Annotated in this window: 10 protein-coding genes; 3 read left to right on the top strand and 7 right to left on the bottom strand. The window is 71.3% G+C overall.

From position 1 onward, the window contains the following. The first annotated feature begins 340 nt into the window (after positions 1 to 340). The gene (locus AC07EQ_RS10505; protein ID WP_478387752.1) at positions 341 to 3115 is read left to right on the top strand and encodes a PQQ-dependent sugar dehydrogenase; all 2775 of its coding nucleotides are present in this window, start codon (positions 341 to 343) and stop codon (positions 3113 to 3115) included. A gap of 261 nt (positions 3116 to 3376) precedes the next feature. Here AC07EQ_RS10505 and tsaD read toward each other — a convergent pair whose 3' ends face one another. The 5 genes from tsaD to AC07EQ_RS10480 all read right to left on the bottom strand — a co-directional run bounded on the left by tsaD (position 3377) and on the right by AC07EQ_RS10480 (position 9690). After that, positions 3377 to 4432 (bottom strand): tRNA (adenosine(37)-N6)-threonylcarbamoyltransferase complex transferase subunit TsaD, encoded by a 1056-nt coding sequence (gene tsaD, locus AC07EQ_RS10500; protein ID WP_478387751.1) that lies wholly within the window; start codon positions 4430 to 4432, stop codon positions 3377 to 3379. Then, positions 4432 to 4923 carry a ribosomal protein S18-alanine N-acetyltransferase gene (rimI, locus tag AC07EQ_RS10495; RefSeq protein WP_478387750.1) on the bottom strand — a complete coding sequence of 164 codons (492 nt, stop codon included), beginning with the start codon at positions 4921 to 4923 and terminating at the stop codon, positions 4432 to 4434. Before rimI ends, tsaD begins: the two co-directional genes overlap by 1 nt. Next, positions 4920 to 5576: a tRNA (adenosine(37)-N6)-threonylcarbamoyltransferase complex dimerization subunit type 1 TsaB gene (gene tsaB, locus AC07EQ_RS10490; protein WP_478387749.1), complete on the bottom strand. Its 657-nt coding sequence runs from the start codon at positions 5574 to 5576 to the stop codon at positions 4920 to 4922. Before tsaB ends, rimI begins: the two co-directional genes overlap by 4 nt. A gap of 161 nt (positions 5577 to 5737) precedes the next feature. Next, complete coding sequence (locus AC07EQ_RS10485; RefSeq protein ID WP_478387748.1) at positions 5738 to 8362, bottom strand: DUF6493 family protein; 2625 nt, start codon at positions 8360 to 8362, stop codon at positions 5738 to 5740. After that, positions 8359 to 9690: an SWIM zinc finger family protein gene (locus AC07EQ_RS10480; RefSeq protein ID WP_478387747.1), complete on the bottom strand. Its 1332-nt coding sequence runs from the start codon at positions 9688 to 9690 to the stop codon at positions 8359 to 8361. The genes AC07EQ_RS10485 and AC07EQ_RS10480 overlap by 4 nt, the downstream gene beginning before the upstream one ends. Positions 9691 to 9769: 79 nt before the next feature. On the opposite strand from AC07EQ_RS10480, the gene AC07EQ_RS10475 reads away from it, so the two are divergent. Further along, entirely contained in the window at positions 9770 to 10075 is a 306-nt protein-coding gene (locus AC07EQ_RS10475) for a hypothetical protein (RefSeq protein WP_478387746.1), read from the top strand. 312 nt (positions 10076 to 10387) lie between these two features. Here AC07EQ_RS10475 and allB read toward each other — a convergent pair whose 3' ends face one another. Continuing rightward, the gene (allB, locus tag AC07EQ_RS10470; protein ID WP_478387745.1) at positions 10388 to 11755 is read right to left on the bottom strand and encodes an allantoinase AllB; all 1368 of its coding nucleotides are present in this window, start codon (positions 11753 to 11755) and stop codon (positions 10388 to 10390) included. Between the two features lie 526 nt (positions 11756 to 12281). Here allB and AC07EQ_RS10465 point away from each other — a divergent pair. Beyond that, entirely contained in the window at positions 12282 to 13586 is a 1305-nt protein-coding gene (locus tag AC07EQ_RS10465) for an MFS transporter (RefSeq protein ID WP_478387744.1), read from the top strand. 23 nt (positions 13587 to 13609) lie between these two features. Here the strand turns inward: AC07EQ_RS10465 and AC07EQ_RS10460 are convergent. Continuing rightward, on the bottom strand, positions 13610 to 13992 hold a 383-nt coding region (locus AC07EQ_RS10460), incomplete at its 5' end, for a transposase (RefSeq protein WP_478387743.1).

Genomic DNA, 13992 nt, shown 5'->3' with positions numbered 1-13992 from the left:
AGAGGAGTGTGTGGGCTGTGCCTGGTGCTTTGTTTTTTTTTCTTTTTTTTTTTTTTTTTTTTTTTTTCCCCCCCCCCCCCCCCCCCCTCCCCCTCCCTCCCCCCCCCCCCCCCCCCCCCCCCCCCCCCCGCCATCACCGGTGAGGCGCACGCTTTCAGCCGGTCGGGGCTTCCTTCCCCCGGATTCGATCACCACAGGTGACCTTTCGTGACGGTGTGCAAGATTCCAGGAGGTGGGCAACCCGGGCGGAACTTCGGGCGATACCAGCACATCCTCGCCGAATAGGGGTGTGATCACCGTGCTCGCTCGAAGACTCCGCAGCTGGTTGAGCGCGTGCTGCGTGGCGCTGTTATCCATCGGGTTGCTGGCGGCGTTCCCGGTCCGCCGCGCGGAAGCCGCCGTGCCATCCGGTTTCGTCCTCCGCAATCAACCCAGCGGGCAGGCCGCCTTCGACCTGACCGACTTCGCATACCTGCCCGACGGCAGCGTCCTGACCACCGGGAAGAAGGGCACCGTGGCGTGGGTGGCCGCCGACGGCCGCACCAGGACCATCGCCGCCCTGCCCGTCGAACCGGCCCAGGACCTGGGACTGACCGGGCTCGCGGTGGCCGCCGACTACGCCACCTCGCGGCACGTCTACCTGGCCCGCTCGGTTCCCGGCGGCACCGGCGGCTACCTGCTGCGGCTCGCGCGCTGGACCGTCACCGGCGCGCCGGAACCGACCGGCCTCGCCGGCGAACAGGTGCTCTTCGAGTTCCGCAGCCCCTATGCGGTGCACGGCATGACCGGGATCGTCGCGGCCGACGACGGCACCCTGTGGGTGTCCGTCGGTGACCTCTCCGACTTCACCCGCACCGACCGGAACGCGTTGCGGGTCATGGACGTCGACGCACCCAACGGCAAGGTCCTGCACGTCACCGCCACCGGCGGCGGCGTGCCCGGCAACCCGTACTACCAGGCGTCGAACCCCTCTTCGTGGCGCAGCCGGGTGTACGCCAGCGGATTCCGCAGCCCGTTCCGGCTGTCGCTGGACCCCGGCACCGGCACGCCGATCGTCGGCGACGTCGGCTACAACGCCTGGGAGGAGATCGACCTCGTCCGGCCCGGCCAGAACTACAAGTGGCCCTGCTGGGAGGGGAACCACCGGACCCCGGGCTACGACGACCTGCCCGAATGCGCTTCCGCGGTGAACACCCCGCCGCTGTGGGAGTACCACCACGGCGGCGGCGCCGACCAGGGCAACAGCGTCACCGGCGGCATCATCTACCGGGGCGCGAGCTACCCGGAGGCCTACCGCGGCGCCTACTTCTTCGGCGACTACACCACGAAGAAGCTGTGGACGCTGCGCTTCGACGCGCAGGGGAAGCTGGTGCGGGCGCCGGAGAACCCGCCGTTCGGCGGCGACATCGGCGGGCCGGTGAAGTTCGCCGCCGCGCCCAACGGCGACGTCGTCTTCGCCGACATCTACTCCGGCACGCTGCGCCGGCTCAGCTATCCGCAGGGCAACTCCGCGCCGGTGGCCGAGGCCGAGATCAGCACCGATCCGGCGACCCGCACCGTCACCTTCGACGGGTCGGGGTCGCAGGACTTCGACGGCGATCCGCTGACCTACCGCTGGGACTTCGGCGATGGCGCGACCGGCTCCGGCGCGCGCACCAGCCACACCTACCCGGACGGCGACCGGTTCACCGCGCGGCTGACCGTGACCGACCCGCTCGGCGCGTCCGGCAGCGTCGACCTGCTGGTCGCGCCGGCGAACCACTCCCCCCAGCTGGCGCTGACGACGCCCGGCGGGCGGACCTTCGCCGTCGGCGAGACCGTGTCCCTCACCGCGCGGGCCACCGACGCCGAGGACGGCACGACGCCGATCACCTGGACCAGCGCCGAGGTGCACTGCCCGGAGGAGGCGACCTGCCACCGCCACCCGGGGGCCGGCGGCAACGGCGAGTCGTTCCAGGTCGCGTTCACCGATCACCCGGACTCGCGGATGGAGATCACCGCCACCACGACCGACAGCGCCGGGGTGCGCAGCAGCGAGACCTACGCGGCCATGCCGCGCGAACACCTGCTCACGCTGACCAGCAACGTGCCCGCCGTGCTGCAGATCCCCGCGGAGGGCGGGCGGAGCTCGGCGATGGTCACCGAAGGCGCCTCCTTCGACGTGATCGCGGCGGCGACCGCGACCGATGGCGTGGCGACCTTCGCCGGCTGGACCGACGGAGTCAGTGCCCGGTCGCGGGTGCTGACCATGGGCGCCGGCGACCTGACGCTGGCGGCGCGGTACGCCACCCCGATCGACCGGCGGTACGAAGCCGAACCGCAGCTGCGGAACCTGCTCGGGCAGCCGACCGGGCCGGAGATCGCCGAGGACGGCATCCGCTACCGCGGCTACGAGCGCGGGCGGCTGTACTGGACAGCGCAGACCGGTGTGCACTACGTCTACGGCGGGAACCTCGCGAAGTACCTGCAACTCGGCGGGCACGGCAGGTTCGGCCCGCCGACCACGGATGAACTGTCCACATCGGATGGTGTCGGCCGGTACAACCACTTCGTCGGGGTGACCGCGGGCTTCCCGGCCTCGATCTACTGGAGCCCGGACACCGGATCGCACGCGGTGTGGGGCGCGATCCGGCAGAACTGGGCGGCGAACGGCTGGGAGCAGGGCCCGCTCGGCTACCCGACGACCGACGAGGTGACCACGCCGGACGGGGTGGGACGGTACAACCACTTCTCGAAGGCGGGCTCGATCTACTGGTCGCCGGGCTCCGGGGCGCATGCGATCTGGGGCGCGACCCGGGTGACCTGGTCGCAGCTGGGCTGGGAGCTCGGGCCGCTCGGCTACCCGACGACCGACGAGCTCACCACGCCGGACGGAGTGGGGCGCTACAACCACTTCTCCAAGGCGGCGTCGATCTACTGGACGCCGGGCACCGGAGCGCACGAGGTGTACGGCCGGATCCGCGAACGCTGGTCCGCGCTCGGCTGGGAACGCTCGTACCTGGGCTACCCGAAGACCGGGGAGTTCGCGGTCCCCGGCGGTCGCCGCAACGACTTCGAGCACGGCTACGTCGAGTGGCGCGCGGCCACCAACACGACGATCGACCGAAGGTACTGAACCGTTGGCCTGGCCGCAGTTTCAATTGAACTGGGACCACCGAACGACGACCCTGCTGGGTGAACCGGGTCGTCTACCGGGTGACCCGGGTCGTCGGGCCCGCAATTTCAACGGAAACCGAACCCCCAGTTTCAATGGAAACTGCGGATCACCGGCGTGTCGTACGCCGACACGCCGACACCTGTGGACAACTGCCGCAATTTCAATGGAAATCAGAGCTCTGATTTCCATTGAAATTGCGGGGAGAACTACACCACCGGGTTACTGGACGACGATGGTGCCGACCGGGAGGCCCGGGTTGGCCGGCATGTCCAGGGGCGACGGCTTGGCGCCCGCCGCGAGGACGTGGGCGCCGAGGGCCGCGATCATCGCGCCGTTGTCGGTGCACAGGCGGGGGCGCGGCACCCGGAGCGTGATGCCCGCTTCCGCGCAGCGCTGGGCCGCCAGCTCCGACAGGCGGGAGTTCGCCGCCACGCCTCCGGAGATCACCAGCGTGTCCACGTCCAGGTCCCGCGCCGCTCGCACGGCCTTCGCCGTCAGCACGTCCGCCACGGCCTCCTGGAACGACGCGCACACGTCCGCCACCGGGATCTCCCGGCCCTCGCGCTGCTCGGTCTCGACCCAGCGCGCGACCGCCGTCTTCAGCCCGGAGAAGGAGAAGTCGTACTTGGCGTCGCGGGGCCCGGTCAGCCCGCGCGGGAACGCGATGGCCTTCGGGTTGCCCAGCTTGGCCTGCTTGTCGATGGGCGGGCCACCCGGGTACGGCAGGTCGAGGATGCGCGCCACCTTGTCGTAGGCCTCACCCGCGGCGTCGTCGATCGTGGAGCCGATCTCGGTGATCTGCTCCCCGATGCCCTCCACCAGCAGCAGCTGCGTGTGCCCGCCGGAGACGAGCAGCGCCAGGCAGCGCTCCGGCAGCGGCCCGTGTTCGAGGGTGTCGACGGCGACGTGCCCGTCGAGGTGGTTGACGCCGAACAGCGGCACGTCCAGCGCGGCCGCGTAGGCCTTGGCCGCCGCGACGCCGACCATCAGCGCGCCGGCCAGGCCCGGCCCGGCCGTCACCGCGATCGCGTCCACATCGGACAGTTCGAGCCCGGATTCGTCCAGCGCGCGGCGCATCGTCGGGGCCATCGCCGCCAGATGCGCGCGGCTGGCGATCTCCGGCACCACGCCGCCGAAGCGGGCGTGCTCGTCGACGCTGGACGCCACCGCGTCGGCCAGCAGCTCGACCCTGCCGTCGGCCGCCAGCCGGACCAAGCCCACGCCTGTCTCGTCGCAGGAGCTCTCGATGCCGAGCACCACTCGATCCGCAGTCATTACCCAGCCTCCGCAGTTTCCGCCGGGGGCCGCCGCATGGTGTGCGCGTCCGCCCCGGACGGCTGGTAGTAGCGCTTGCGCAGCCCGACGATCTCGAAGCCGTGGTTCTCGTACATCGCGATCGCGGCGTCGTTGTCGGTGCGCACTTCCAGGAACGTCGTCGCCTGCTTCTCGTCGGCCCTGGCCAGCAGCGCGCGCAGCAGCGCCTTGCCCACGCCGCGGCCCTGGTGCGCCGGGTCGACGCCGATGGTGTGCACCTCGGCCTCGGCGTGCGGGGCGCGGCCGACGACGGCGAGCCCGGCGTAGCCGATCAGGCGTTGGTCGAGGTAGGCGCCGACGTAGTAGTGGCCCTGGTCGAGCTCCGCGGCGAAGGCGGGCCGGGACCACGGGTCGTCGCCGGGGAAGAGCAGCTGCTCCAGCTCCGCGCAGCGCTTCAGGTCGCTGCGGCGCAGCTTCAGCACCTGCGGCGCGGCGGTGGCGCGGTCGGTCACTTCCCACTCCTGGTCAACACGGACTTCCGCTTGCCCGGCTCCGCGGCGTCCGGCCGCCGCAGGTAGAGCGGCACCAGCGGCGCCGGTTCGCCCTGCAGCGCGGCGCGCGCCGCCGCGACCAGCCCGGCCGGCGTCGGGTAGCGCGGCTCGACGACGGCGATGCCCAGCGCCTCGGCCATTTCCCCGGCCGCCGCGGCGAAGCCGTCGGTCGGGACGTCCGCCGGGCGCTGGACGTGCGGCCCGTCGATCCGGGTCCGGGCGGCGTCGTAGGCGGCCCAGTAGACCTCCTTGCGGCGCGCGTCGGTGGCGACCAGCAGGGGGCCTTCGGCGGTGGCCTGCGCGGCGATCGCGTCGAGGCTGCAGACCGGGTGCACGGGGCGGCCGCAGGCCTGGCCGAGCGCCGCGGCGGTGGCCATGCCGACGCGGAGGCCGGTGAACGGGCCCGGGCCGGCGCCGACGACGATCGCGTCGGCGTCGCCGAGTTCGCGTCCGGCCTCGGTCATGACGTCCAGCAACTGCGGCATGAGGAGTTCGCCGTGCGCGCGCGGGTTAACCGTGACGCGCTCGGCGAGGGCGCGCGGCGGACCGTCGTCCAGGGCGACAAGCCCCGCCGTGACCGCGGGGGTCGAGGTGTCCAGCGCAATGACGAGCACGATTACTCAGCGTACGTCAGCCCTGGTCACCGGGGTTACGCGGGGAGCACCGCCCGAGGCTCGGCCGGCGGGCCGTTTCGGCTGTTCATGGGTCGTGCGTGTGTTGGAGTGCTATGGCGGACCAACGTACTCACGAGCATTGGCCAGGCGAAACAGTGCCATCAGGTGGCGCTCAACGTCTGGTGCAGCCTGCGGGCCTCCTTGGCGAAGCGGCTCGAACCACCTCGTGCCGCGGCCGCCGCCAGACCTGGCAGCGGCCCAGCGGGGCGGACCTGGGCGGCCAGCTCCACACCGAGAGCGAGCAGGTCCGCGAGCGCCGTCCGGGGGCGTTCCCCCTCGGCTGGCAGCAGGCCCTCGATCAGCACCGCGACCACTTCCCACGCAAGTTCCACGAGACCGGCTCGCGTCGCGTCGCGCACCGCCTGCACCACACGCCCCAGCACGACCTCGTCGCGCGCCACCAGCTCCACCACTGCATGCGCGACGTCCGCACCGCGCAGCCCGTCCCGGGCGGTCAGGGTGATCAGCGCGTCCACCACGCCCGCTCGGTCCGCCGCCTCCCGAGCACCGAGCGCGTAGGCCAGCACCGTGGTCATCCCCTCGCCGATCGGGCCGTAGGCGTCGACCAGGCGGGCCAGCACCGTCGCGCTCCCCCGCGCCCCGTTCGCGAAGGCCGCCACTTGGTGCGCTGCGCTGAGATCCCGGTGTGCGGGCACGAGATACGGGGTGGCGTTCTGCTCGCGGAAGGTGGCCGAATACCGGCCGGTCGCCGTGCTGTCGAAGGACTTGCGGACCGGATCCGCCGAGTCCGGGAACGTGACGGTGACGCGCGTGTGGTCTTCGAAGTGCATGCCGCGCCAGTCGTACTTCTTGACCGGCACCACCGCGCGCCGGATCTCGGGCCGGCCGAGCCCGCCTTCGTCGATCCACCGCGCGACCTGCGCGCCCGCCGCCCCGAGCCCCCGCACCCGGTCGGCGATCGCGGCATCCCGGGGCAGCCGGAGCATCGCCACGACCAGGTCGTGCTCCCACGGCTCGAAACCCTGCTCCGCCGCCGTCTCCAGGCGTTCCGCCAGCGCTTCGGGCGCGATCAGCCCGGACGCGTCGGTCGGCGTGGACATCAGGAACGGCCGGGGCGCGTACGCAAGCCCGAGCGTGAGCTCGTGCAGGCGGCGCAGCGACACGGTGCCGTAGTCCACGCCCCGTGTCACGAGTTCCTCCCAGTCCGCCTCACCCGGGATCTCGTCGACGCGCGGGATCGGGCTGGTGACATCGCCACGGCACTCGCCCGTCGCGGCACGCAGGACCGCGGTGAACTCGCCGTGCTCCGACGGCGAACCGACCCAAGTGCGCTGTTGGCTCCAGTCCGGCAGCCCTGGCGCGTACCACGGGCTTTGCGCCTGCAGCGGGGCGAACGCGCGGCACAGGCCCGCCCGGTCGGTGAACGCGAACTCGACCATCGCGGCGAGGATCCGCTCCCGCTCGGACGGATCTCCTTCGTACACCTGCTGCGCGAAGGCCGTGACCAGTTCGTCCACCGACGCGATGGGCGGCGGCATCTCGGGGCGCGATGCCGCAACGGGAACCGGCGCGGGTTCCGGCGCGACCTCCGACGCCCCGAACACCTCGACCGCACGCGCCCGGAGGTCCTGCGGGAGCGCCGCAGCGGCTTCGGCGAGTTCTTCGCGCACGTCCGCATCGAGCTCGTCGGCGTGCTTGAGCACCAGTTCGAGCGCACGTTCCTGGATGTCGGCCGATTCGTGGCCGAACGCGCCGCCGAGCACCGCCAGCGCATCGGCCCGACCGCGCCGGATCGCCTTGTCCAGCCACGAGAGCTGGGCCCGGACGAGCTTCTTTTCTGGACGGAAGAACATCGCCCGGCTGACGTCGAGCAGGACGTCGAATTCCAGCCGGTTCGCCTCGTCCAGGCGCTGGAGTTCCCGTTGCGCCATCCCCGCGACCGTCGAGTGGCTGTCGGGCACCAGCGCCGCGTAGTCGCCCCCGCGCGGCGCGAGCTCGTCGAGGCTCGGGGCAAGCTTGTCGTGCAAAGCGATCAGGGCCACGACGTCCGCTTGCTTGCCGCCGCGCTGCAGGCGCGCCAGCAGCCCGTCCAGCAGCACCAGCCGATCGACCTCACCGGCGGCGGCGAGCTCCGCCAGCGCGCTCGGCCAGCTGTCCAGCGCCCAGGAGCTCGCGAGCCGCCGCGCCACACCGTCCACTTCGAACAGTCGTGGAATCAGCGCCAGGAACCGCCGATCTCCGCGTATCTCGTCGGCGATCGTCGTGGCATCGCGCCCGATCATCTCCGGCCAGTGGTACACGTATCCGTCGCTGTCGGGCAGGGCGTCCCCGGCAATGGCGGTGATGAGCTGCCAGTCGTGGCTCGATACCTGCCCGCGCGTGCGGAGCCGTTGCGCGAGCTTCTCGGCGAGCTGCGGCAGCCACGGCACGTCCCGCCGGCGCAGGACGGCCAGGACGTGGTCGAACGCCGGAGCGCCGTAGGGTCTCAGCACGCGGTCGTGGTCCGGCCGCATCGGCCGGTCGAGGCTGTTGCGGGACAACCACGGCGCGAGCGTCGACATCGGCAGCACGGCTGCGCCCGCGATCGAGAGCATGGACGAGAACTGCTGTGTCGTGTAGAAACCCTCCTGCCGCACCGAGCGTTCGAAGTCCGCCAGCGGCTTGGCGAGCGCGCGGCAGTCCGCCGGGCCGATTTCTCCGAGCACCGCCGCGAGGACGTCCAGGTCGCCCTGCTCGATGAGTTCCTTCAGGTCTTCCCAGTTCATCCCCGTGCTCCGTTCCGCGCCACGTCCACGGCGAGCGCGTGCTTGCACTTTCCCCTGGTACCGCCGAATTCCGCCCACCACCGGCAGGTGCAGCCGTCGTCCCGCACCCGGTGCGCGTGGTCTCCGACGACCACCGTCGCGGTGTCTCCGTCGAGGTGCACCGCGCCCGCCTCGACGAGCGCTCTCGCGTTGCGGAGGCGGGGGTTCATCGCCTCCGCGCCCGTCGACTCATAGGGAAGTTCGCGGTGGAAGTAGGCCGCTTCGGCGAGGTCGTAGCCGACCCGGCCCGCGGTTCCGAGCTGGGTGAGGGCGTCGCGGACCCTCGATTGCGGCAGGCCGGAGCGTTCCGCGAGGAGATCGACCTCCACCCGCGGCTCGAAAGCGAGCAGCGCCCCGATCAACTCGGCGTCGGTTTCGCTGTCCTCCGAGGCCAGCGCGTCGAGCACCGCCCCCTCACCGGAGAACCCGCGGTTGCGCCCCGGCGACAGCGCCAGAACCAGCCGCATTCCCGGCAGATCCAGCTCCCAGGCACTCGCGACGGGATGGCTTCCGGCGCGGACCGCCGGACCGTGAACGCGCAGCGCCCGGGCGAAGCGCAGCAGCGGCACGAGCGATTCGAGCCGGTCGGGGCTCGCCACGCAGACCGCGCCGGGCGCCGGCGAGCCGGTCAGGCGCAGCGAGCGTCCGGCGGGCACGGCCCAGAGCGCGCCGCTCGAACGGGACGGCAGCGATCGGAGCAGGCGTGCGGCCTCGGCGGCGGACAGCTCGGCGCGCGGCTCGAAACCGGCGGTGATCACCTGGACCTCGGCGAACCCGCGGAGCCACCGCTGAGGCAACGGCACCTTCTTCTCCACCACCGAGCCGTCCAGGGTGGTGGCGGTCAGGTCGTCCGGGCCGACCGACAGGTGCAGCGGATCGCGGCCACCGACGCGCGCGAGCATGCGGCGCAGCGGCTCATTGATGTCCACATTGGTCGTTCCGCGGTCGTGCACCTCGCCGTCCAGGCCGGCGGAGAGGACGTCCAGCCGCGCGTAGACGCCGCAGCACCGGGAGAAGGACTCGAAGCGCAACCGGTCGCCGTTGCAGGTGACGACCGGATCGCGGAAGGCCGGTCGGCCGGTGAGCTCCGGGTACCGGGATCGCGCGACCCGGGCGATCGCCTGGAGCCCGCCGGCGGCGGGCGCGGCATCGGTGAGGAACCCGGTGAAGAACCGGGGATTTCCCGCCGGGCCGGCCAGCGCGGTCCCGCCCGCGGTCTCCAACCCGAGCCGGCCGCCGTCGAGCACCGAGGGCCGCCGGTAGGTCAGCGAGTGCGCCGCATCGCTCATGGCGGCGAAGGGTAGCCATGATCACCGACAGGGTGCGGGAGAATGGCTCAGATCCCTAGTCCCGTGCAGGAAGGTTGAGATGTTCGGTAAACGCGAATCGCACCTGTTGGTGCTCAACGATCTCGACGAGGCGCGGGAAGCGGTGCGGCGTGCGGTCCACGACGCGAGCCCCGAGGAACTGCCCGGCCTGCAGCGTGCGCTGCGGATCCTGGACGAGGCCGGTGACGGCGAGCCGCAGGAGATCCGCTGGACCCGTCAGGTGCTGGCCGACGCGGGCATCGACCCGAGCACCCACGAGATCGCGGCGGTCCGGGAAGTCCGCCGGAAGCTGCCGGGCCTGTCCCTGGCCAGCGCCGCCGACCTGGTCCGCAGGCTCAAGGGCTGACACGGTTCGGGGCCGTGAGTCCTTTGGGCTGGTATAGAGCCTGTTTCCATACTCATCCTGCGTGGCGGCGCAGGTAGCGGAACCTCAGGCGTCTTCTCGCTGTGGGATCCCCGACTCATGAATGCCGATTCACCACGTCGGGGCTGTCCTCGCGAGAAGACCCCTGAGAACCCGCGGCGGTGCAAGTTGCGCAGGTGGGCTAAGCGGCTGCGCCGCTTCAAAGACAAAACCCCGCGCTACCACACCTCACACCACGACATCCAAAACAGCTGCTAGAGCGACCCAATGGACTCACGGCCCCGTTCCGGCCTGCTACGAGCCCTGGCGGGTGAGCAGATTGCCTTGCGGCGCGGTCATCTCCACGTCCGGGCCGACGATCTGCGTGCCGCGCAGCCAGGTTTCGCGCACCACGCCCGACAGCGGGCGCCCGTGGTACGGCGAGACCGGGTTGCGGTGGTGCAGCTTGCCCACGTCGACGACGAACGCATCGTCCGGCGCGAACACGCAGAGGTCCGCGTCGTTGCCGACCGCGATGGACCCCTTGCCGCGCACGCCGGCGAGGTCGGCGGGCTTCCGGGACATCCATTGCACGACGTCGGCGAGGCTGTGGCCGCGCACCCGCGCCTGCGTCCACACCGCCGAAAGACCCAGCTGGAGGCTGGAAACCCCGCCCCAGGCCACGCCGAAGTCACCGATGTCGAAACGCTTGAGCTCCGGCGTGCACGGCGAGTGGTCGCTGACCACGCAGTCGATGATCCCGTCGGCCAGCCCCTGCCACAGCAGTTCCCGGTTGCGTGCCTCGCGGATCGGCGGGCAGCACTTGAACTGGGTGGCGCCGTCGGGGACCTCCTCGGCGCTGAAGCTCAGGTAGTGCGGGCAGGTCTCGACCGTGACCCTGACGCCGTCGGCGCGCGCGGAGGCGATCATCGGCAGCGCGTCCGACGACGACAGGTGCAGGATGTGCACCCGCGCGCCGATGCGCCGCGCCAGCTCGATGACCTGCGCGATCGCGACGTTCTCGGCGCCGCGCGGGCGGGAGTTCAGGAAGTCGCCGTAGGTCTCGCCGTGCGCCGTGGGGGCGTGCTCGATGGCGTCGGAGTCCTCGGCGTGCACGATCATCAGCCCGTCGTAGCGGGTCAGCTCGCGCAGCGCCTCGTCGAGTTCGGTCGGGTTCAGCGGCGGGAACTCGTCGACCCCGGAGTGCAGCAGGAAGCACTTGAAGCCGAACACGCCGGCCTCGTGCAGCCCGCGCAGCTCGGCGAGGTTGCCGTGCACGGCGCCGCCCCAGAAGCCCACGTCGATGTAGGCCTTCTCGCGCGCGGTCTTGCGCTTGACCTCCAGCGCGCCGGTGTCGATCGTCGGCGGCAGGCTGTTCAGCGGCATGTCGAGGATGGTCGTGACGCCGCCGGCCGCCGCGGCGCGGGTGGCGGTGTCGAAGCCCTCCCACTCGGTGCGGCCCGGGTCGTTGACGTGCACGTGGGTGTCGACCAGCCCGGGCAGCAGGACCTCGTCGGCGGCGAGCTCGATGGTGCGGGCGGCTTCGAGCGGGGCGTCCAGCGGCTCGACGGCGGCGATGCGGCCGTCGCGGACGCCGACGCTGCCGGACGTCTCACCGTTCGGGCCGATGAGCCGTCGCGCGCGGAACACGACGTCGAACGCTCCGTTGGCTGGTTCGGGCAACGCGGTTACCTCCTCCTGGCAGTGGTTCAACAAAGTGTTGAACCATGGTGCGGTTCCGGTCAAGGGGCTGGAGCGAACGGACCGTTCGCGACTTCTACCGGGGCGAACAGGCCGTCGACCCGGACCTGACCCGCGGTGCGCCGCTCGCGGTCCCCATGGTGCGAGCACCGGGCCGATGCGGCGCGCCGGGCGGTTCGGCGGCACCGTTCGCGAGAAGCACGCCGATCGGCCAGGAGGACGGCGCGGTGCCCGCTGGGCGCGAGCGTTCGCCGCGTTGAACCATGGCTTTCCGTATCGCGAAGTATACTTATCGGGTTTTGGAAAGTTAACGGTACGCGCCGCGCGGCCGTCAAGGGGCGACGCCGGAGCATCGATTCAGCGCGACCTTCCTGGACGGACCTGAAACTCTTTCTTCACGCCGGTCACCGATTCGTATTTTCCCAGGTATTGACATGGGTCCCGGCACGATGTTTGGTATACCGCATCCCAAATCGCCCGGCTCCTCCTCGTCCCTTGGAGACCAGACGTGACACAGACATCGGGAACCCTCACGGACACCGGGACCAGACCGACCCGGGTCCGCTGGAAGATCTTCCTGCTGCTCCTGGCGATCGTGACCATCAACTACGTCGACCGCGGCTCCATCTCGGTGGCGCTGCCGCTGATCAAGAAGGAGTTCGGGCTCTCCGACGAGCTCACCGGCGTCCTGCTGGCCGCCTTCTTCTGGACCTACGCCCTGATGCAGCTGCCCAGCGGCTGGCTGATCGACCGCTTCGGCCCGCGCCGGATGGTCGGCAGCTCGTGCATCGCCTGGGGCGCGGCCACCGCGCTGACCGCGACCGCCCCCGGCCCGGGCGCGCTGCTCGGGATGCGGGCCCTGCTCGGCGCGACCGAAGCGCCGGTGATGCCGGCCGGCGGCAAGCTCAACGCCATCTGGATGCCGCTGCGGGAACGCGGCCGCGGCGCGGTCATCCTCGACGCCGGTGCGCCGCTGGGCGCGGGCGTCGGCGGCATCGCGATCTCCTGGCTGATCGCGACGACCGGCGGCTGGCGGCCCGCGTTCATCGTCGCCGGGGCGGTCACCGTGCTGATGGGCCTGTGGGCCTGGTGGTACCTCCGGGACCACCCGCGCAGCCACCCGGCCGTGAACGACGCCGAGGCCACCGACATCGAGACCTCGCACGCCGCCGAGGACCGCGCCGCGGGCGCCGTCGGCGGTCGGCGCCCGCTGCGCCGCTACCTGAAGTTCCGGTCGTTCTGGGCGATGTGCGCCGCGTGGCTGGGCTTCAACGGCGTGTTCTACGGCCTGCTGACCTGGGGCCCGCTGTACCTGTCGGAGTCCAAGGGCTTCGACATCAAGACGATCGGCTGGTCCACCTTCGTCATCTTCGGCGCCGGTTTCGTGGGCGAGCTGATCGGCGGCTGGCTCGCCGACGCCTGGCGGGCCCGCGGCCGCAACGGCAACGTCGTGATGCGCACGCTGCTCGGCGTCGCCGGCGTGGCGGTCGTGCTCGGACTGCTCGGCGTGACGCTGGTGCCCGGCCCGATCGCGGCCGTGACGCTGCTGTCGATCGTGCTGTTCTTCCTGCGCTGGGTCGGCCTCATGTGGAGCGTGCCGTCGCTGCTCGGCGGCCGGGAGAACGCCGGCGCGCTCGGCGGCGCGATGAACCTCAGCGGCAACATCGCGGGCATCCTCACCCCGATGCTGGTGGGCTTCATCGTCGGCGCGACCGGCAGCTACACCTGGGCACTGCTCTACTTCGTCGGCGCCGGGTTGATCATGACCGCCGCGGTCCTCACCCTCGACTACACCAAGCGCCTCCCCGCTTGAAAGACATCCCAGGAGCTGAAATGTCAAGCCGCGATGTTCTCGGCGTGATGCGACCAGGCGGTCGTCTCGTCGTAGAGGGTGCCGGTCTTGAGGCAGCCGTGGAGGATGCCGACGAGTCGGTTGGCGAGTTGGCGCAGGGCGGCGTTGTGCCCGGCGCCGCGGGCTTTCTGCCGGTCGTAGTAGGTGCGGGCTCCGGGAGAGCGCAGCAGCGCGTTGAACGCTTGGGTCAGCAGGGCGTCGATGAGCCGGTCATTGTGCACGAACCGGGCCAGGGCGACCTTCTTCTTGCCCGACGCGCGGGTGATCGGGGAGGTGCCGGCGTAGTTCTTGCGGGCTTTGGCGGTGGCGTAGCGATGCGGGTCGTCGCCGAATTCTGCGAGCACCCGGGCGCCGAGGACCGGTCCCA

The sequence above is a fragment of the Saccharopolyspora sp. NPDC045839 genome (assembly GCF_056431645.1).
Note: the sequence above shows the minus strand (reverse complement) of the source record. Positions and strands in the feature narration are given on the sequence as shown.

What these genes read in the sequence shown, in the direction of transcription:
- tsaD (WP_478387751.1), bottom strand. Translation starts at nt 4,432, where the DNA reads ATGACTGCGGATCGAGTGGTGCTCGGCATCGAGAGCTCCTGCGACGAG.
- AC07EQ_RS10485 (WP_478387748.1), bottom strand. Translation starts at nt 8,362, where the DNA reads ATGAACTGGGAAGACCTGAAGGAACTCATCGAGCAGGGCGACCTGGAC.
- AC07EQ_RS10480 (WP_478387747.1), bottom strand. Translation starts at nt 9,690, where the DNA reads ATGAGCGATGCGGCGCACTCGCTGACCTACCGGCGGCCCTCGGTGCTC.
- AC07EQ_RS10475 (WP_478387746.1), top strand. Translation starts at nt 9,770, where the DNA reads ATGTTCGGTAAACGCGAATCGCACCTGTTGGTGCTCAACGATCTCGAC.